Source organism: Halorubrum sp. BV1, from assembly GCF_000746205.1.
In the GTDB taxonomy this organism is placed as follows: domain Archaea; phylum Halobacteriota; class Halobacteria; order Halobacteriales; family Haloferacaceae; genus Halorubrum.
Genome location: NZ_JQKV01000005.1, coordinates 105,957 through 121,152, shown reverse-complemented (window position 1 = coordinate 121,152; position 15,196 = coordinate 105,957). Strand labels below are relative to the sequence as shown.

Below are 15,196 nucleotides of genomic sequence, written 5' to 3'. Positions count from 1 at the left end.
ATCTATTGCATCGGTTCGATAGTGAAATCGCCGTCAACTACAGGTTCGAAGCCATTGACAACGTTCGAGATATAACTAACTAATATAGGCAAGTTATATCCTCTCTCAGACGGTACGGCTCGCTAGTGCCATTCAGCGATACCCTTCTTGAGGCGGGACAGGATGTATGGGCGGCCCAGAAGGAGCACCCCTTCGTCCGCGAACTCGCGACCGGAACTCTCGACGAGGCGGCGTTCGAGCACTGGATCAAACAGGATTACCGCTACCTCCTGGACTACGCTCGGTTGTTCGCGATTGCGGGCACGAAGGCTACCAACGAGAAGACGATGACGCACTTACTCGGCGTGGCCCACCAAGTGCTCGACCACGAAATGGACCTTCACCGTGGCTTCGCGGCCGATTACGGAATCTCCGACGGCGAGCTCGAAGCAGTCGAGAAGGCGCCCACATGCGTGGCCTACACAAATTTTTTGATCCGGACGGCTTACGAGGGCTCGATTGCGGAGATCGCGGCCGCACTGTACCCGTGCATGCAGGGCTACCTCGACGTCGGAGAGCATATGGCGTCGCTCGCCACCGACGAACACCGGTACACACCCTTCATCGAGATGTACACCAGTGACGAGTTCCGTGACGCGACAAGCTGGTGTCGCGACTTCGTTGACCGATGTGGCGAACAGTCTCCCGGTGAACACGACGCTATGAGGGCGGCGTTTCTAACTAGCGCGAAGCTCGAGTATCGGTTCTGGGAGATGGCCTACACGCAAGAAGGGTGGGGTCTATGACGGACGTCCCCGATAGGTATAACGACTACCGGGCCACCGTCAGCGACCCCCGGTTCACTGACTGGCTGCGGGAGCGTGCCGAACCCGACTGGACGAACGCCGTCGATCATCGGTTCACCCGTGAGATCGGTAGTGGCGCGCTCTCCGAGACGGTCTTCGCCGACTACCTCATCCAGGACTACGCGTTCGTGGACGTTCTCGTGAGTACGTTCGGCTTCGCAGTGGCCCAAGCACCCGATGTCTCAGCGAAGCGCGCGCACGTCGAATTTCTCGACACCCTGACTGACGAGGAAAACGACTACTTCGAGCGTTCCTTCAGCGCGCTTGGCGTCGATGATGCTCGGTGGAAACAGACAGAACTGTCCACGACCACAGCCGCGTTCGTCGACTTGCTCGGTCGTACTGCCCGCGAGGGCGGCTACGCCGAAACACTCGCAGCCATCGTTCCAGCGGAGTGGATCTACGCCGAGTGGGCGACACGCGAAGCTTCAGCACACGAATCGACTGCCGGGCTTCCGTTCTACTTCGCCGACTGGATAGCGTTGCATGCCAACCCCTCCTTCAAGGAATTCGTGACCTGGCTCCGCGGCCAGTTGGACGCCCATGGCCCGACGGTCTCTTCCGCACGGGAACGGGAGATCGAGCGAATCTTCTGCCGGACCGTCGACCTCGAAGTTGCCTTCTTTGACGACGCCTACGCGGCCGTTGAGACCGACGGGGAGGGTAGGCAGTAATGGTTTCAACAGCTGTCGCACTCACCGCTGTCGTGCTCACAGTACTGACCGTTACCGCTTTCGGCCTATTAGCGGCTCGCGGCCGGGTCCGATCCGTCGAGGATTATATTTCCGCCCGCGACTCAGCCGGTCCCGGAACCCTCACCGCTACGATCATCGCGTCGATGATGGGCGTCTGGATACTGTTCAGCCCTGCCGAGGCCGGGGCCGCCTTCGGCGGGCTCCCGGCCATCCTCGGATACGCAATCGGGAGTGCGGTTCCGCTCCTCCTGTTCATTCCGGTTGGCACACGCATCCGTGCCATTGTTCCGGCCGGCCACTCACTCACCGAATTCGCGTACGCTCGCTTCGGGACCGGAATGTACCTGTTCGTGCTCGTCGTGTCCGTGTTCTACATGTTCATCTTCCTCGCGGCCGAGATGACGGGGATTGCCGGCGCCCTCTCACTCGTCATCGGGATCCCCCAGTGGCAGACGGCCCTGCTCGTAGGCGGATTCGTCTTGATCTACACGGCGTATGGGGGACTCGTGGCGAGCATCGTCACCGATACCGTCCAGACGCTCGTCCTGCTCCCGCTGCTCGCCCTCGGTTTCGGTGGCGCCGTGCTTGCGTTGGGTGGAACCGCCGAAATACACGCTGCAGCGATCGCTGCGGACGCGCCATTGCTGGATCCGACGTTCGGGCCCGGGCTCACGTTCGGCGTGTACGTTGCCTTCGCCATCCTCGGTGCGAATATGTTGAACCAGGGAATGTGGCAGCGCGTCTACGCTGCCAACGGCGAATCGTCGCTTCGGTGGGGATTCGGCGTCGCGGCCGTCGCAGTCACCCCGATGATTCTACTAGCTGGGTTGTTCGGTATCGCTGCGGCCGCTCTCGGGCTGACCGAATCCGGCGGTGCCAGCATCGCGTTCTTCCTCGTCCTCGAGTCAGCCTTCCCGAGTTGGGTAACGCTCACGGTCGTCGTCCTTGCGGTCCTGCTCGTGATGAGTTCCGCGGACACGATGTTCAATGCCATCGCGAGCGTCGTTACTGCCGATCTCGCGCGGTTGCTCGATCAGCCAACCCAGCGGGCGTTGTGGGTGGGCGGTCGCGTCTTGACCGGGATCGTCGGGATCGGGGCGATCGTCATCGGTTCGCAAGGGTATAGCGTGCTTGAACTGTTCCTGACGGCAGACCTGCTCGCGGCTGGGATTTTTGTCCCGTTTCTCGCCGGCCTGTATTCCGAGCGGCTTTCAGGAGCCGGGGCTATTGTCTCGAGTCTGGGTGGGCTTGTGGTCGGTGTCGCCTACTTCCCGCTCCTGCGTGGACCGGTCGCGTCGATTCCGAGGCTTGGCCCGCTGCTGCCCGCACCCGAGTTTCTACCCGCTTTTGTCGGGGCGACTGTCGTGTCAACCGGCGGGACGATTCTCGCTATTGCCCTCTGGGACGCCGACGTCGACCTCTCCAGCGTGGATCGTGATATCCGGAGCTTGGATGAACCGGTCGCCGATGGGGGTCCGAACGGGGGGGAAAACCAATGACCCCGTCGGTCATGGCTGTGTTCGGTCTTGCGATCGGTCCGACCGGCTTTTCGGTACTCGTGTGGGGCGCTATACTCGTCGTCGTACTCGTGTTCATCTTCATCGTCAGAGCGTTGATTCTGGACACCCATCGAACCTGACTCGGACGCCCACGGTGTGTACGAGTCGAACTATTTTCTGGGATACTCAGCGCGAATATAGATAGTGGGTGAAATAGCAGGTACGCATCCTCCATGCAGCAGAGTCGCTGACACCTATCACCGACTGAGGGTTACAACTAAACCACTACGCCAAATGTGACACCTCTGATGGTTCCTCGACGTCGTCGAACTCGCCGCGCTCGACAGGTTCCCAGTCCTCACCCGGCTCTGGACTCCACCAGTCGACCTTGTAGGCGCCCGGTGAGCAGAGGATCTTCACGCGGGCCGACCCATCAGGCAGGTCGCGACGCAGTTTCTCGTCGACGTGGAGGTTCCAGGTCGTGGTTGTATCGAAGCAGGCGAGCACGGCCTCCTCGTAACCGCGTGTTTCTCGGGATTCTTGGAGTTCGACCTGGGTGTTGCAGTTCTTGCAGAACACCCCCTCGAAGGGGATGTGAGTGAAGACCTCCTGCCCGCAGACGGGACACCAGAGGAACTCGAACAGTGCCTCACTGTGTCGATCTAGTACTTCGAGGGTCATTGGTTGACTCACCCGGTTGTACCGGGCCACCACCTCGTGCCCGGCCGAAAAACAGCGCCCAGCGCTCATCCACTCACCGCTCGGCGCCGTAGACGATGCGAGAGGGGGCTTCGTACCCACAGTCGGGGCAGTCGTACCACCGCTGGACTTTCGCCCCGTCTGCCGCCTTCTCGCCGACGCGAACGTCGTCGTTCGGACACTCCGGGCAGTTGAGGTCCGGTGCGGGCCGCTCCCGGAGTTCGTCACGGAATGACGTCGCGTCCTTCGTCTTGTATCCTCGCGACCAGACCGGGTAGCCGTCGACGATGATTGCTCCGCGCCACTTGTACCGGTAGGAGTCCGGCGCTCGGTGCAGGACGGCTCGCGCACCGGTCTCGATGTTCCGATACGCGAGCATCGGCGAGCGGCTCTCGCGTCGCCAGTTGGTGATGCGAGGCATTGGTTAGAAGTGGACGTCAGCGGGCACGATCCAGAGCTCTTCATTCTCCTCGAGGAGTCGGTCCAACTGTCCACGGTGGCGAATGCCGGTTCCGTGTTCGGTGTACAGGAAGATCGTCGGGCCGTCGTACGCACCGACCTGGTGGAAGGCGTGCCGGGCGAGGTCCTCGTCGCGCATGATCTCCTCGTCGGAGAGCTCGTCGATGGCCTCCTTCACCCGGTCGAGATTACGCTCGAATTCCTCCTTCGTCGCCTCCCAGCCACACTCGAGCAGGTCTTGGCCGTCATCGGAGTCGACGGGGGCTGCCGTCGGCAACCCCCCCCATCGTGCCTTCCCCGCAACGGACGTGTCCTCCTCGTCGAAGGTCACATAGTAATCGAAGACGGCGCCGGCGTGTGGGTCCGCGCCGACCAGGCGGTCGAACACCGACTTTCCGGTGGACAGCGCGTCGTCGTGCGTCGATGCCTCTACGAGTGCGTATATCACCATATGCATCTTGGACACCTCGAAACGCCGACGCACGGGTGTCGTTGGTCGCTCCAGCTGCGCCGGCACCCATCACCGGCGCGGAATAAACAACTCTGGCCTCACTCGATCACAGGATATTGTTCGCCCACTCGACGGTGATCGCTACGGCATCGGGTGTGAAAGCTACGATGGTCATTTTACCGTTGATTGAACTGGAAACACTCTTGATATGTATTCACGCACAAAACACGGTGTGCCGTTTCAGAGGGCTACGCTAATTCCGAGCGACGGAATCGGAAATTCGCGATCTTACTGGTCGAGGAGACACTTTGAAAGCGTCACGATTCGGTTAGCAGCTGTCGAAGGACGTAGTGTAGGATGCCGCCGTGTTCGATGTATCGCACCCCGGCAGGTGTGCCCACCTGGGCCGTCACCGGGAACTCAACCGACGACCCGTCCGACCGCTCCGCAGTCACCGTCAACTCGGCCATCGGCTCCAACTCGTCGTCCAACCCGTAGATCGTGTAGACCTCTGACCCGTCCAATCCAAGCGCCTCCCAGGAGTCACCGTCCTGGAACTGCAACGGCAACACACCCATTCCGACGAGATTGTCCCGATAGATGCGCTCGTAGCTTTCCGCGATGGTCGCACGAACACCGAGAAGGTCGGTCCCCTTCGCCGCCCAGTCACGGCTCGACCCAGTCCCGAACTCCTCGCCCGCCATCACGACGAGTGGAGTTCCCTCCTCGCGGTACCGCTGGCTGGCCTCGAACACGGTCGTCTGCTCACCAGTCGGATGGTGGATGGTGTACCCGCCCTCGACGTCGTCGAGCATCTGATTCTCGATGCGGACGTTGGCGAACGTGCCCCGCATCATCACCTCGTGGTTACCCCGGCGGGCACCGTACGTGTTGAACTCGTGGGGCTCGACACCGTGGTCCATCAGCCACTGGCCGGCCGGCTGATCCGTCCCGAACGGCCCGGCAGGACTGATGTGGTCAGTCGTAACCGTGTCACCCAGCGTTAGCAGACACCGTGCATCCTCGACGTTAGAGACGCCGGGTTTCTCCAGCGGGAAATCTTTGAAGAACGGCGGCTCCCGGATGTATGTCGAGTCCTCGTCCCACTCGTAGACCTCGCCGGTCGGGGCCTCCAGCGCGTCCCATCGCTCGTCGCCTTCGAACACTTCGGCGTACTTCTCCTCGAACATCGACGGGTCGACGAAGTCGTGGACGGCTTCGTGGATCTCGTCGCTGTCTGGCCAGAGGTCCGCCAGATAGACTGGGTTTCCGTCGTCATCGTACCCCAGCGGGTCGTGCTCCAGATCGATGTCCATCCGCCCAGCGAGCCCGTACGCCACCACCAGCGGCGGGCTGGCGAGGTAGTTCGCGCGCACTTTTGGATGGATGCGCGCCTCGAAGTTCCGATTCCCGGAGAGTACGCTCGTCGTCCAGAGGTCGTGTTCGTCGATAGCGGTCTCGATCGGCTCCGGGAGCGGCCCTGCGTTCCCGATGCAGGTCGTACAGCCGTAGCCCACGACGTTGTAACCCAGGTCTTCGAGGTATGGCAACAGCCCCGATGCTTCGAGGTACTGGGTGACGACGCGGCTGCCGGGCGCGAGGCTTGTTTTAACGTAGTCCGGGACGTCGAGGCCACGCTCGACGGCGTTTTTCGCCAGGAGCCCGGCTGCCAGCATCACGGAGGGATTCGACGTGTTGGTACAGCTGGTGATGGCGCTAACGACGACGCTCCCGTGCCCGATTTCGACGTCGTTGCCGTCGATATTCACGGAGGCGCGCTTCGTGAGAGGGTCGAGGTCGGGGCGGTCTCGACCGGTGTCCACGACCGCCTTGCCGCCGTCGGTCTGCCCCATCGATTGGTCGCTCTCACCGAGCCACCGGGCCAGCGCCTCCTCGTCAGCGTCGTCGAGTTCGTCCTCGAACTCGCCGTGGAGTAATTCCCGGAAGTGGGTTCGCATGTCACCCATCTCGACGCGGGACTGGGGTTTCTTGGGGCCGGCGAGACTCGGCGTCACGGTCGAGAGGTCCAGTTCGACCGTCTCGGTGTACTCGGGGTTCTGCTCACCGAACAGCCCCTGGGCGTCCAGATACTTTCGGACGAGCTCGATGTGGTCCTCGTCGCGGCCCGTCAGTTCGAGGTAGTCCAAGGTGGCCTCGTCGACGGGGAACATGCTGATGGTCGAGCCCTGCTCGGGCGCCATATTCGCGATTGTCGCCCGATCAGGAACAGTCAGCGTCTCCACGGCGGGCCCATAGAACTCAACGAATCGATCGACAACACCGACATCCCGCAGCAGTTCGGTGACGTGCAGTACGAGGTCAGTCGCCGTCGCACCCTCGGGGAGTTCACCTGTGAGTTTCACGCCGACAACCTCGGGGAGGTTCATCGTGATGGGCTGGCCGAGCATCGCGGCTTCGGCTTCAATACCGCCGACGCCCCAGCCGACGACGCCGATGCCACCAATCATCGGCGTGTGGCTGTCGGTCCCGACGAGGGTGTCTGGGAACAGCCAGTTCTCGCCGTTCTGCTCGCGTTCGTGGACGACTTGCCCGAGATACTCCAGATTCACCTGGTGGACGATACCCGTCCCTGGCGGCACGACACTGAAGTCGTCGAAGGCGTTTTGCGCCCACTTCAGCGCCCGGTACCGTTCGCTGTTGCGCTCGTATTCGAGTTCGACGTTCTTCTCGTAGGCGTCCTCGTTGCCGAAGTAGTCCACTTGGACGCTGTGGTCGATGACCAGGTCGATGGGGACTTCGGGTTCGACGAGGGTTGGGTCGCGGTCCTTGCGTTCGACGGCCGATCGGAGTGCCGCGAGGTCTACAACGGCGGGGACGCCGGTGAGGTCCTGGAGGATAACCCGGGACGGCTGGAACGGGATGTCGGCGTCGGGAACGTCCGGTTGCCAGCCAGCGAGGGCCCGGATGTCGTCCTCGGTAATGTCCTCCCCGTCGGCGTTACGGAGGACGGATTCAAGCATAACACGGATACTGACCGGGAGTTTGTCAAGTTCACAGAGGCCTTCCTCTTCGAGGACGGTGAGGTCGGCCATTTTGTAGGTCGTTCCATCGGCTTCGAACTCGCGGATCGCATTGAAAGGGTTCATTATTGTGGAAGATTTCAAACGGAGTAACCTTATTCTTGTTCCCGTTCTCGGGAGACGGGATTCGAGCAGTTCGACGTGTTCGTTGGACCTGCCCGAAGGGGTTCAGAGAGCTCGTTGCTCTCGTGTTCGACGAGTGACACAGTTCTGCATAAGGTGGCACTGCCTTCCTCGCTAGTGTTCATGGGTTCAGGCACCCGTTTCTTGGCCAGTCTTACTGTCCATGCGTTCAGGCGCGATTCGTGACAACCGCATCGCGTTCCCGGTGACGCCGAGGCTCATCCCCATGTCGCCGACGATGACCGCGACCGCGACGCTCACCAGTCCCAGCGGGACGCCGAGTGCAAGCAGGGCCTTCACGCCGAGGCTCGACCAGATGTTCTGGCGGATCACGCCGTTCGCCGTGTGCGACAGCCCGTAGAGATACGGCAGCTTGCTGATGTCGTCGCCCATCAGCGCGATGTCGGCGGTCTCGATTGCGGTGTCCGTTCCGGCCGCGCCCATCGCGATGCCGACCTCAGCGGTCGCCAGCGCGGGCGCGTCGTTGATGCCGTCGCCGACCATCGCCACGTCGCCGTACTCCGCCTGTAACGCCTCCACGGCATCGACCTTCTCGTCGGGCAATAGTTCTGCGCGATACTCGTCGACGCCGACCTGTTCGGCGATCGCACGGGCCGTCCCCTCGTTGTCGCCGGTCAGCATCACGACGTGCGCGACGCCGAGTTCGTGCAGCCGTGCGACCGCCCGTTCGGCGGCCGGCCGCACCTCGTCGGCAATGGCGATAATGCCGATCAATTCGGTATCCGTGCCGACGAGGACGACCGTCTTCCCCTCATTCTCGAACCGCGAGATCGCGCCGTCCTCGAGGTCGGCACAGTCCTCGCGTTCGCACTGCTCGTGGGCCACTTCGGCGACTGCGCCGCCGTCGGCACGGAGGTGGGCGTGCGACAGGTCGAAACCCAACTCCTCGAAGAGGGCGGGCTTGCCTGCATAGTACGTCTCGCCGTCGATGTCTGCGCTGATCCCCTTTCCGGTGATGCTCTCGAATTTCTCGATACTCGGCACGTCATCGCCGGCATCCTTTTCGGCGCGTTCGAGTATCGCCTCGGCGATTGGGTGTTCGCTTCGCTGCTCGAGTGCAGCCGCGTGCTGGAGTACCGTCTCGTCGTTCGTACCGCCAAGCGCTACGACGTCCGTGACCGCGAGTTCGCCCTTGGTGAGGGTACCAGTCTTGTCGAGGGCGATGGCGTCCACCTCGCCCATCGCTTCGAGGTGGTTGCCGCCTTTGATGAGGACACCGTTCTTCGCGGCACTGGTGATCCCCGACACCACGGAGACTGGGGTCGAGATGACAAACGCACACGGGCAGGCGATCACCAGCAGAGTAAGCCCCCGAATGAACCACGCCTGCCAGTCGCCCGCGAAGGTGAACCCGTAACCGGCTAGGTCCACCGACACCGGATCAGCGATAACCAGCGGCGGGATAGCGGCGGTCAGGATTGCCAGCACGACGACGAGGGGTGTGTAGTAGCCGGAGAAGCGGTCGACGAACTGCTCAGACTCGGTCTTATTCGCCTGTGCGCCCTGGACCATCTCGATGATCTGCGAGAGCGTCGACTCCGAGGCGGCCGAAGTGGCCTCGAACTCGAGGTATCCTTCCTCGTTGATGCTGCCCGCGTACACTTCGTCGCCGGCAGCCTTGTCGACGGGGACGCTCTCGCCCGTGATCGGCGACTGGTCGACTGCACTCTCGCCTTCGATGACCGTCCCGTCGAGCGGAATCTTGTCACCGGGGCGAACAACCACGGTCTCGCCCACCTCCACTTCGTCGGCGGGCACCGTGACTTCCTCACCATCGCGAAGGACGGTCGCCTCCTCTGGCGAAAGTTCCATCAACTCACGCAGGGAGTCTCGCGCCCTGTCCATCGCGTAGTCTTCGAGCAGTTCGGCGATACTGAACAAGACAGCCAGCGTCGCGGCCTCGACGAAATAGCCGATGCCGGTCGCTGCGATGATGGCCGTCCCCATTAGCAGGTCGATGTCCAGACTCCGGTTCTTCGCGGAGTAGTACCCGCTACGGACGACCGGGATGCCACTGGCCGCGACGGCGCCGAGGAACAGGACATCTGCGATGTGGAGCGGGTACTCGAGGACACTTGCGATGGCGATATTCTGTCCTGCGAGGAGGAACTCGAAGAGGAGCCCGGCGGTGAGGAACGCCGCGCCGAGCCACGTCTTATTCGCGCGAGGACTCGTCCAGACCTCCGATGGTGGTGCGATGTCGACGCCATCGGCCGCCTGGTTGTCCTCATCATCGCCCTCGGCGTCCGAGCCCCCGACGACCTCGTAGCCGGCGCCTTCAATCGCCTTGACGACGTCGGCTTCGCTAGTCCGATCAGGGTCGTACGTGACGTTGGCTGTGCCGGTGGTCGGCTGGAGCGTGGCGTCAGTAATGCCGTCGACACGCTGGAGGCTCTTGTCCACCTTTTGGGCGCAAGAGGGACAGTCCATCTCGGGGACGACGAGGCGAGCGGTCAGCTCCCGCCGCTGCCCGCCGCCGCTCGTCTCCCCCGCTGTGTCCGGATTCTCTGTCATCACCTCACGGTAGGTGCGTCAGATCGATAAGCCTTTGTTGGAGTATTCCAAATCAAGGGTCAGCGTGTTGCTGGGGGCTCTTCGGGCAATCGTTCCCCGGCGACGTGCTGCTTCGCCAAGTGTTCCTCCGCCCGGCGGAGCCGGTAGGTGAGCGTCGACCGCGGCACGTTGAGATGCTCGGCCAGTTCGCCGACGTCGACCTCACGTGGGGACTCGTAGTATCCGTGTTCGACGGCTGCCTGAAGCGCGGCCTCTTGCTTCGGAGACATGTCACTTTGCGTCTCGTCGACTCCTTCCCCCGACGCCGTTGTGTCCGCGGTTCGGAGCATCTCCATCTGGGCGCAGTCCCCGACGGCGATTTTGAGGGCGTCGAAGAACGCGGACACGTCGCCCTCTCCGGAGTGGATGAGTCGCCACGTGTAGTGGTGGCCCTCGTGACGAGTCTCAAACAGCACGCCGTCGCCGAGGTGGTCGCGGGCGATGTGGGGGACGGACGCGCAGGAAGGGGTTCGCTCCCAGTCGGAGTAGAGGACGAGCGTGTCGTCCATGCGGTCGAGAACGCGGGTGGTCTGGGTGGCATTGCAGTCCTCGGTAGCCAAACAGTCGGCGTAGTAGTCGCTGGTGCGAAACGCGTCCTCGATGGCGTTGAGCGCCTCAGGCGTACCGGTGGCATGGTCGACCCGCCAGAGACGCTCGGCAGTGGCGTGCAGCGAGAGCGAGCGAACGCGAGCGTCGGGGTGGTCGGCGAGGGCGTCCGCCACCCTGTTGCAGCCGGGCTCGTATTCGAGAGCGAAGACGAGTTCGCGCATACCCCGTCTAAGGCCTGCTACGACATAACCCATGGCCTGCAGCGTTGTCGACCAGTAGATCTCAGATTACGTCGTCAGGGTCGTGAACTTCCTGCATTCGCTGTGCTTCGGCCGCGTATTGCTCCTGGAGGTCGGGGTCATCGACCATGCCAAGATTGCCGGGTTCAGCATCGACTGCTGCCGTCGTATCTCGGACATCGGTAAATGAGGTTAGCGCCCGCTCCTTCCGATAGTACTGTTCGCCATCGGGCGTTGCGTAGGTGAGGATGATCAGGTTCTGTTCGTCATCGGAGTACGTTCGTTCGACAAGCCAGACACGAAGACCGTCTTCAGATTGATTTGACATACTTGTGTGTTCCCCGGTATCCACTAAGGGATTGGTGTTACGGCTTGCCGAGACTCGCTGTCTCGAAGGGTGATTCTTCGGTCGGAATGAGCAGCTCCTGTCGGTCTCCGACTCGCTCGGCCAACTTCCGTTTCAGGAACTGCCTCGCCGTCGACAGCGTGAAGACGCCCTTGTCGAGCATATCGCCGACGACGTCTTTGAGGGCCGCGAACTGTCCCTGCAGGTGGCCGTCGCCGACCGGCTCGCCGTCGTACCAGCGCACCGTCGCAAGCGCGCCGTTCCCGACCGTCTCTCCCTGTTCGACTGTCTCCGAATCGTACTGCAGGCCGAACCACAGCGTCCGGTAGGCGGTCACCTCGAACGTCGTCGACACCACGAAGAACGCCTCGTGGTGGAGGTAGTCGAGGTGGTCAGCGACGATCTCGTCGAGGGTGAGCCCGGTGGCACGGGGCTTCGGCTCGACGACTGTCGACGGTCGATCTTCGCCAGCGAGGTAGCCGTCGACCGCATCTGCCTCGAGGCCATCGGCCAGTTCCGCCAGCAGCTGTTTCGCCCACTTGGAGTCGGTGTCGTCGCCACCGAACGGTGTTTCGGCCGAGATTCGGTGCTTGAGCTTGAGATTCGCTGCACCCCAATGAGAGTAGTGGAGCGTGTACTGTCCGTCTGTGCGTTCGTACGCAACGAGTGCGCGGTGGCCCATTGAACAATCACCTTGCAGGACGATCCACGACTGGATCGCCCCGCACCCCTCCCGGGGGACGAACAACGCTACTCGTCGATCGGGTCGGGGGAACTGAGGTCCGCGTACAGCACCTCACCGTCGCGGATGATGTACCGTTTGGCCAGCACGGGAAAGCGGCACTTGGTAAATCCGGCTGTCTGGATGTCGAATTCTTCGTCCGGTTCGAGATACTCCGCGAGCGACCGGAGGAACTCGTGGGTGACGATGCCACCGTCGTAGTCAGGAAGCCCGTTCTCACGAGCCTCGTACACTTCGAAGCTGTCGTAGCCCCAGATGATCAGTTCGCCGTCGTCGTCCACCTCCCAGTTGAGCGTCCCGAAGCAGTAGGTCTCACAGAGCTCGCGGACTGCCTGTGGATCCGATACGAGCGCGCCGGTCGATGTCGTTGCGGCTTGGAGTGTTGCCATTGGTTGTTCTCGGGAGCTGTCTCGCGCCCCCGCACCCCTTCAGGGGGCGAACAACTGCTCACGCTGTGACGGCCACATGACGTTGCGCTGCCGATGCGTCGAGCTGTCAGGATTCTCTGTTGACGTCACCGTCCCTCGTCGTATTCGGTTGGGTGAGAACATCCACCTGCTCGAGGAGCGTCGTCGCGGTGCTAATTCGCTCTTGATCAGCGGGCTCCAATTGGTCGCTGTCGATACTGGTGAGGCTACTGAGCGCGCGGTGGAGTCGATAGCCGGGGGTGTCTCGTGGGTCCATGTGTGCGCCTCCGCCAATTTCCGGCGCGAAAAAACACCGGCGGGCAGTCAGCGGGGCGGTTCGGGAGTGATCACGAACTGACCTCCAGTTAACCAACAGAACGAATCGATCTCAGGATCCGTTGGTTAAACTGACGCCGTCTCTACTGACTGGCTTCGGGTTCGGGCCCATAGCGCGGTGTCCCGCATCGCTGACACTCCCACATGGGCTGCCCGGTCCACTCGTCATCGTGGACGGTCTCGAATTCGCGAAATCGATGCTTAGTCTCCCGACCACACTCCCGACACTCGAGGTGAGTTCTGTTTGGGCGCTCGCGTCGTGGCTGTTCGGTATCGGTCTTGTCAACGGATTCCTGGAGCGCAATCGCTGGCACCAGCCAGAAGTCGTCGTCTGCGTCCTCACGAAGGCTTGCAAGCCCCTCTTCGGTGCGAACCGCGCTCCCGGTTTCGTCGTAGAGAAACGTCGCGTGTTCGCCGTCATGACACGACGTCGTCGTCTCTGGCGGCGATGTCTGGTTGCGAGCGGACGTGAGCAGCTGAGTACCACATTCAGACGTGACTCGTGTCGCCGAGGGGAGCGAGGGCCACTGATCGACAAGCTGTGGGGCCGGTTCCTCGTCGAGGTCGTAGATTAGCTTGCAGTCATCGACGACTGGGTCATCGTCTGCCTTCACGAGGAGGGTAGCCGCAGCAGATCCCTTCCCGACGGCGCCGTAGAACGTCGACGCCTCGACGAGCAGCTGGATGACGTGGAGGAGAGTCCGTTCGGCAGTCGATGTGTCCTGATCATCGGCTGCTTCGAGATGGTTCGTGAGACAAAACCGGCACTTCGACTGGCCAGCGGGGATCGACGCTCCACAGGAAGCGCACTCGGTCGCATCTGCTGTCGGGCCGTCTGGATAGCCCGCGTCGACGCCACCGGAGCGCTGCCGCCGGGGCTCGCCACTACTACTGGCGAGTTGGTCGTCGGGAACGTGGGTTGCTTCGCCGAGCGGTCGGAGGGCTTCGTAGTCGGCGTACTGGTCGGTCATAGAGTGATCTGGCCGTATCATGCTTCGTCTTCGGATTTAAACAATGGCTCTCACATCAATCAGGCAACAAAATACAACCGAAAATCAGCAGTGTGGGCGTTAGACAGCCAGTTCGTCCAGTGTGTCGCGGTGGGTCCGTACGGTGACCACTGAGACGTTCGCAACGTCAGCGACGTCCGACTGGGTGAGCCATTGCCCGTCTTCGCGTCCGGCTTTGTACAGACAGGCTGCAGCGAACCCGGACGGCCGAACCCCGGTGGTTGCCCCAGTCGATTCGGATGCTTCCGCCAACTGCCGAGCCCGCTGCCGGATCTGATCGGAGACGTCGAGCTCCGAGGCCAACCGCGGAACGAACGCACTGGGCGTCACGGGTTGGGCTGGCAGGCCAAGTTCCGTATTCAGCGTCGTGTATGCGTTCGTCACCCGCGATTGCTCGACGCGCGCCGACTCGGTGATGTCGTCGAGCGTTCGTGGTCGCCCGTTACACCGACACGCTCCGTAGACACTCGCGGCGGCCATCGCCTCAATCGACCGGCCCTGCAGGAGTTCCTCGTTCTGAGCGCTGCGGAAGAGCTGGCAGGCCTGGTCACGGATCGTCTCGGATAGTTCGAGCGTACTACTGATCCGGCGGACTTCACTAAGCCCGTGTGCGAGGTTGCGTTCGGCTTTCGACTGAAACCGCCCACGCGTCTGTTCACGGCGCATCCGAGCGAGCCGCCGTCGCTTCTGTCCTGAGAGTTCGTTCCCGTTCGCATCGGTCCCGTGGCCGATCTCCGTCGACAACCCACGATCGTGCCGCGCCGCTGTCAACGGAGCACCCGTGCGCTCCCGTTCGTCTTCGTCGAACCCTCGCCACTCTGGCCCGTGGTCGATCCGCTGCTCGTCGACGACGAGTCCACAGTCCTCGCAGACGGTTTCAACCGCGTTGGTTGTAACTTGCCCGTTACACTCGGGACACTGCGTAGCATTCGAGTCGGTCTGGACGTCTTCGTCGAACGTCGTTTCGTAGATCTCTCTGGTTGCCATGGATACTCACGAGGGGACTCACGCGGATCGCGTCTCTCGGAGTGCCCCTCACCCATCAGGGGCACATACACACCACACGGAACAGCGCTGACACTGGAGGGCTGCGGTGGCGAAAGCCCGGCCGCGAAACGGCGCGTGAGCGCCGTGAGCAGCCCGGACCGTGGAGGTGGTGGGAGGTGGCGGTGACCGCGTAC

16 protein-coding genes are annotated in these 15,196 nt (G+C 62.4%); 4 read left to right on the top strand and 12 right to left on the bottom strand.

The window, feature by feature from the left end; all coding sequences use genetic code 11:
* Positions 1 to 125 precede the first annotated feature (125 nt).
* From tenA to EP28_RS14140, 4 genes are read left to right on the top strand one after another with little or no spacing between them, the layout of a single operon-like run.
* On the top strand, positions 126 to 785 hold the full coding sequence (gene tenA, locus EP28_RS09215) for a thiaminase II (protein ID WP_049983741.1): 660 nt from the start codon (positions 126 to 128) through the stop codon (positions 783 to 785).
* Positions 782 to 1,519 carry a TenA family protein gene (locus tag EP28_RS09210; protein ID WP_049983740.1) on the top strand — a complete coding sequence of 246 codons (738 nt, stop codon included), beginning with the start codon at positions 782 to 784 and terminating at the stop codon, positions 1,517 to 1,519. Before tenA ends, EP28_RS09210 begins: the two co-directional genes overlap by 4 nt.
* Positions 1,519 to 3,039, top strand: a complete 1,521-nt coding sequence (locus tag EP28_RS09205; protein ID WP_049983739.1) for a sodium:solute symporter family transporter — start codon at positions 1,519 to 1,521, stop codon at positions 3,037 to 3,039. Before EP28_RS09210 ends, EP28_RS09205 begins: the two co-directional genes overlap by 1 nt.
* Positions 3,036 to 3,179, top strand: a complete 144-nt coding sequence (locus tag EP28_RS14140) for a hypothetical protein (protein ID WP_017342092.1) — start codon at positions 3,036 to 3,038, stop codon at positions 3,177 to 3,179. The genes EP28_RS09205 and EP28_RS14140 overlap by 4 nt, the downstream gene beginning before the upstream one ends.
* Positions 3,180 to 3,324: 145 nt before the next feature.
* Here EP28_RS14140 and EP28_RS09200 read toward each other — a convergent pair whose 3' ends face one another.
* The 12 genes from EP28_RS09200 to EP28_RS09145 all read right to left on the bottom strand — a co-directional run bounded on the left by EP28_RS09200 (position 3,325) and on the right by EP28_RS09145 (position 15,002).
* A complete protein-coding gene (locus EP28_RS09200) occupies positions 3,325 to 3,720 on the bottom strand; it encodes a DUF7567 family protein (protein WP_049983804.1) in 396 nt (131 codons plus the stop codon).
* 73 nt (positions 3,721 to 3,793) lie between these two features.
* Positions 3,794 to 4,159 carry a DUF7568 family protein gene (locus tag EP28_RS09195; RefSeq protein ID WP_049983738.1) on the bottom strand — a complete coding sequence of 122 codons (366 nt, stop codon included), beginning with the start codon at positions 4,157 to 4,159 and terminating at the stop codon, positions 3,794 to 3,796.
* A gap of 3 nt (positions 4,160 to 4,162) precedes the next feature.
* Complete coding sequence (locus EP28_RS09190) at positions 4,163 to 4,654, bottom strand: DUF7995 family protein (RefSeq protein ID WP_049983737.1); 492 nt, start codon at positions 4,652 to 4,654, stop codon at positions 4,163 to 4,165.
* A gap of 311 nt (positions 4,655 to 4,965) precedes the next feature.
* Positions 4,966 to 7,755 (bottom strand): aconitate hydratase AcnA, encoded by a 2,790-nt coding sequence (gene acnA / locus EP28_RS09185; RefSeq protein ID WP_049983736.1) that lies wholly within the window; start codon positions 7,753 to 7,755, stop codon positions 4,966 to 4,968.
* Positions 7,756 to 7,941: 186 nt separating this feature from the next.
* Positions 7,942 to 10,347 (bottom strand): heavy metal translocating P-type ATPase, encoded by a 2,406-nt coding sequence (locus tag EP28_RS09180; RefSeq protein WP_080506118.1) that lies wholly within the window; start codon positions 10,345 to 10,347, stop codon positions 7,942 to 7,944.
* A gap of 59 nt (positions 10,348 to 10,406) precedes the next feature.
* A complete protein-coding gene (locus EP28_RS09175) occupies positions 10,407 to 11,156 on the bottom strand; it encodes a helix-turn-helix domain-containing protein (RefSeq protein WP_049983735.1) in 750 nt (249 codons plus the stop codon).
* Between the two features lie 61 nt (positions 11,157 to 11,217).
* A complete protein-coding gene (locus EP28_RS09170) occupies positions 11,218 to 11,502 on the bottom strand; it encodes a DUF7967 family protein (RefSeq protein WP_049983734.1) in 285 nt (94 codons plus the stop codon).
* Positions 11,503 to 11,539: 37 nt separating this feature from the next.
* On the bottom strand, positions 11,540 to 12,202 hold the full coding sequence (locus EP28_RS09165; protein ID WP_049983733.1) for a DUF6735 family protein: 663 nt from the start codon (positions 12,200 to 12,202) through the stop codon (positions 11,540 to 11,542).
* A gap of 68 nt (positions 12,203 to 12,270) precedes the next feature.
* Positions 12,271 to 12,651 (bottom strand): hypothetical protein, encoded by a 381-nt coding sequence (locus EP28_RS09160; protein WP_049983732.1) that lies wholly within the window; start codon positions 12,649 to 12,651, stop codon positions 12,271 to 12,273.
* Positions 12,652 to 12,757: 106 nt separating this feature from the next.
* On the bottom strand, positions 12,758 to 12,946 hold the full coding sequence (locus EP28_RS09155; RefSeq protein ID WP_049983731.1) for a DUF8012 family protein: 189 nt from the start codon (positions 12,944 to 12,946) through the stop codon (positions 12,758 to 12,760).
* 142 nt (positions 12,947 to 13,088) lie between these two features.
* Entirely contained in the window at positions 13,089 to 13,976 is an 888-nt protein-coding gene (locus EP28_RS09150) for a biosurfactant protein 1 (RefSeq protein ID WP_049983802.1), read from the bottom strand.
* Positions 13,977 to 14,075: 99 nt separating this feature from the next.
* Positions 14,076 to 15,002: a transcription initiation factor IIB gene (locus EP28_RS09145; RefSeq protein WP_049983730.1), complete on the bottom strand. Its 927-nt coding sequence runs from the start codon at positions 15,000 to 15,002 to the stop codon at positions 14,076 to 14,078.
* Positions 15,003 to 15,196 lie beyond the last annotated feature (194 nt).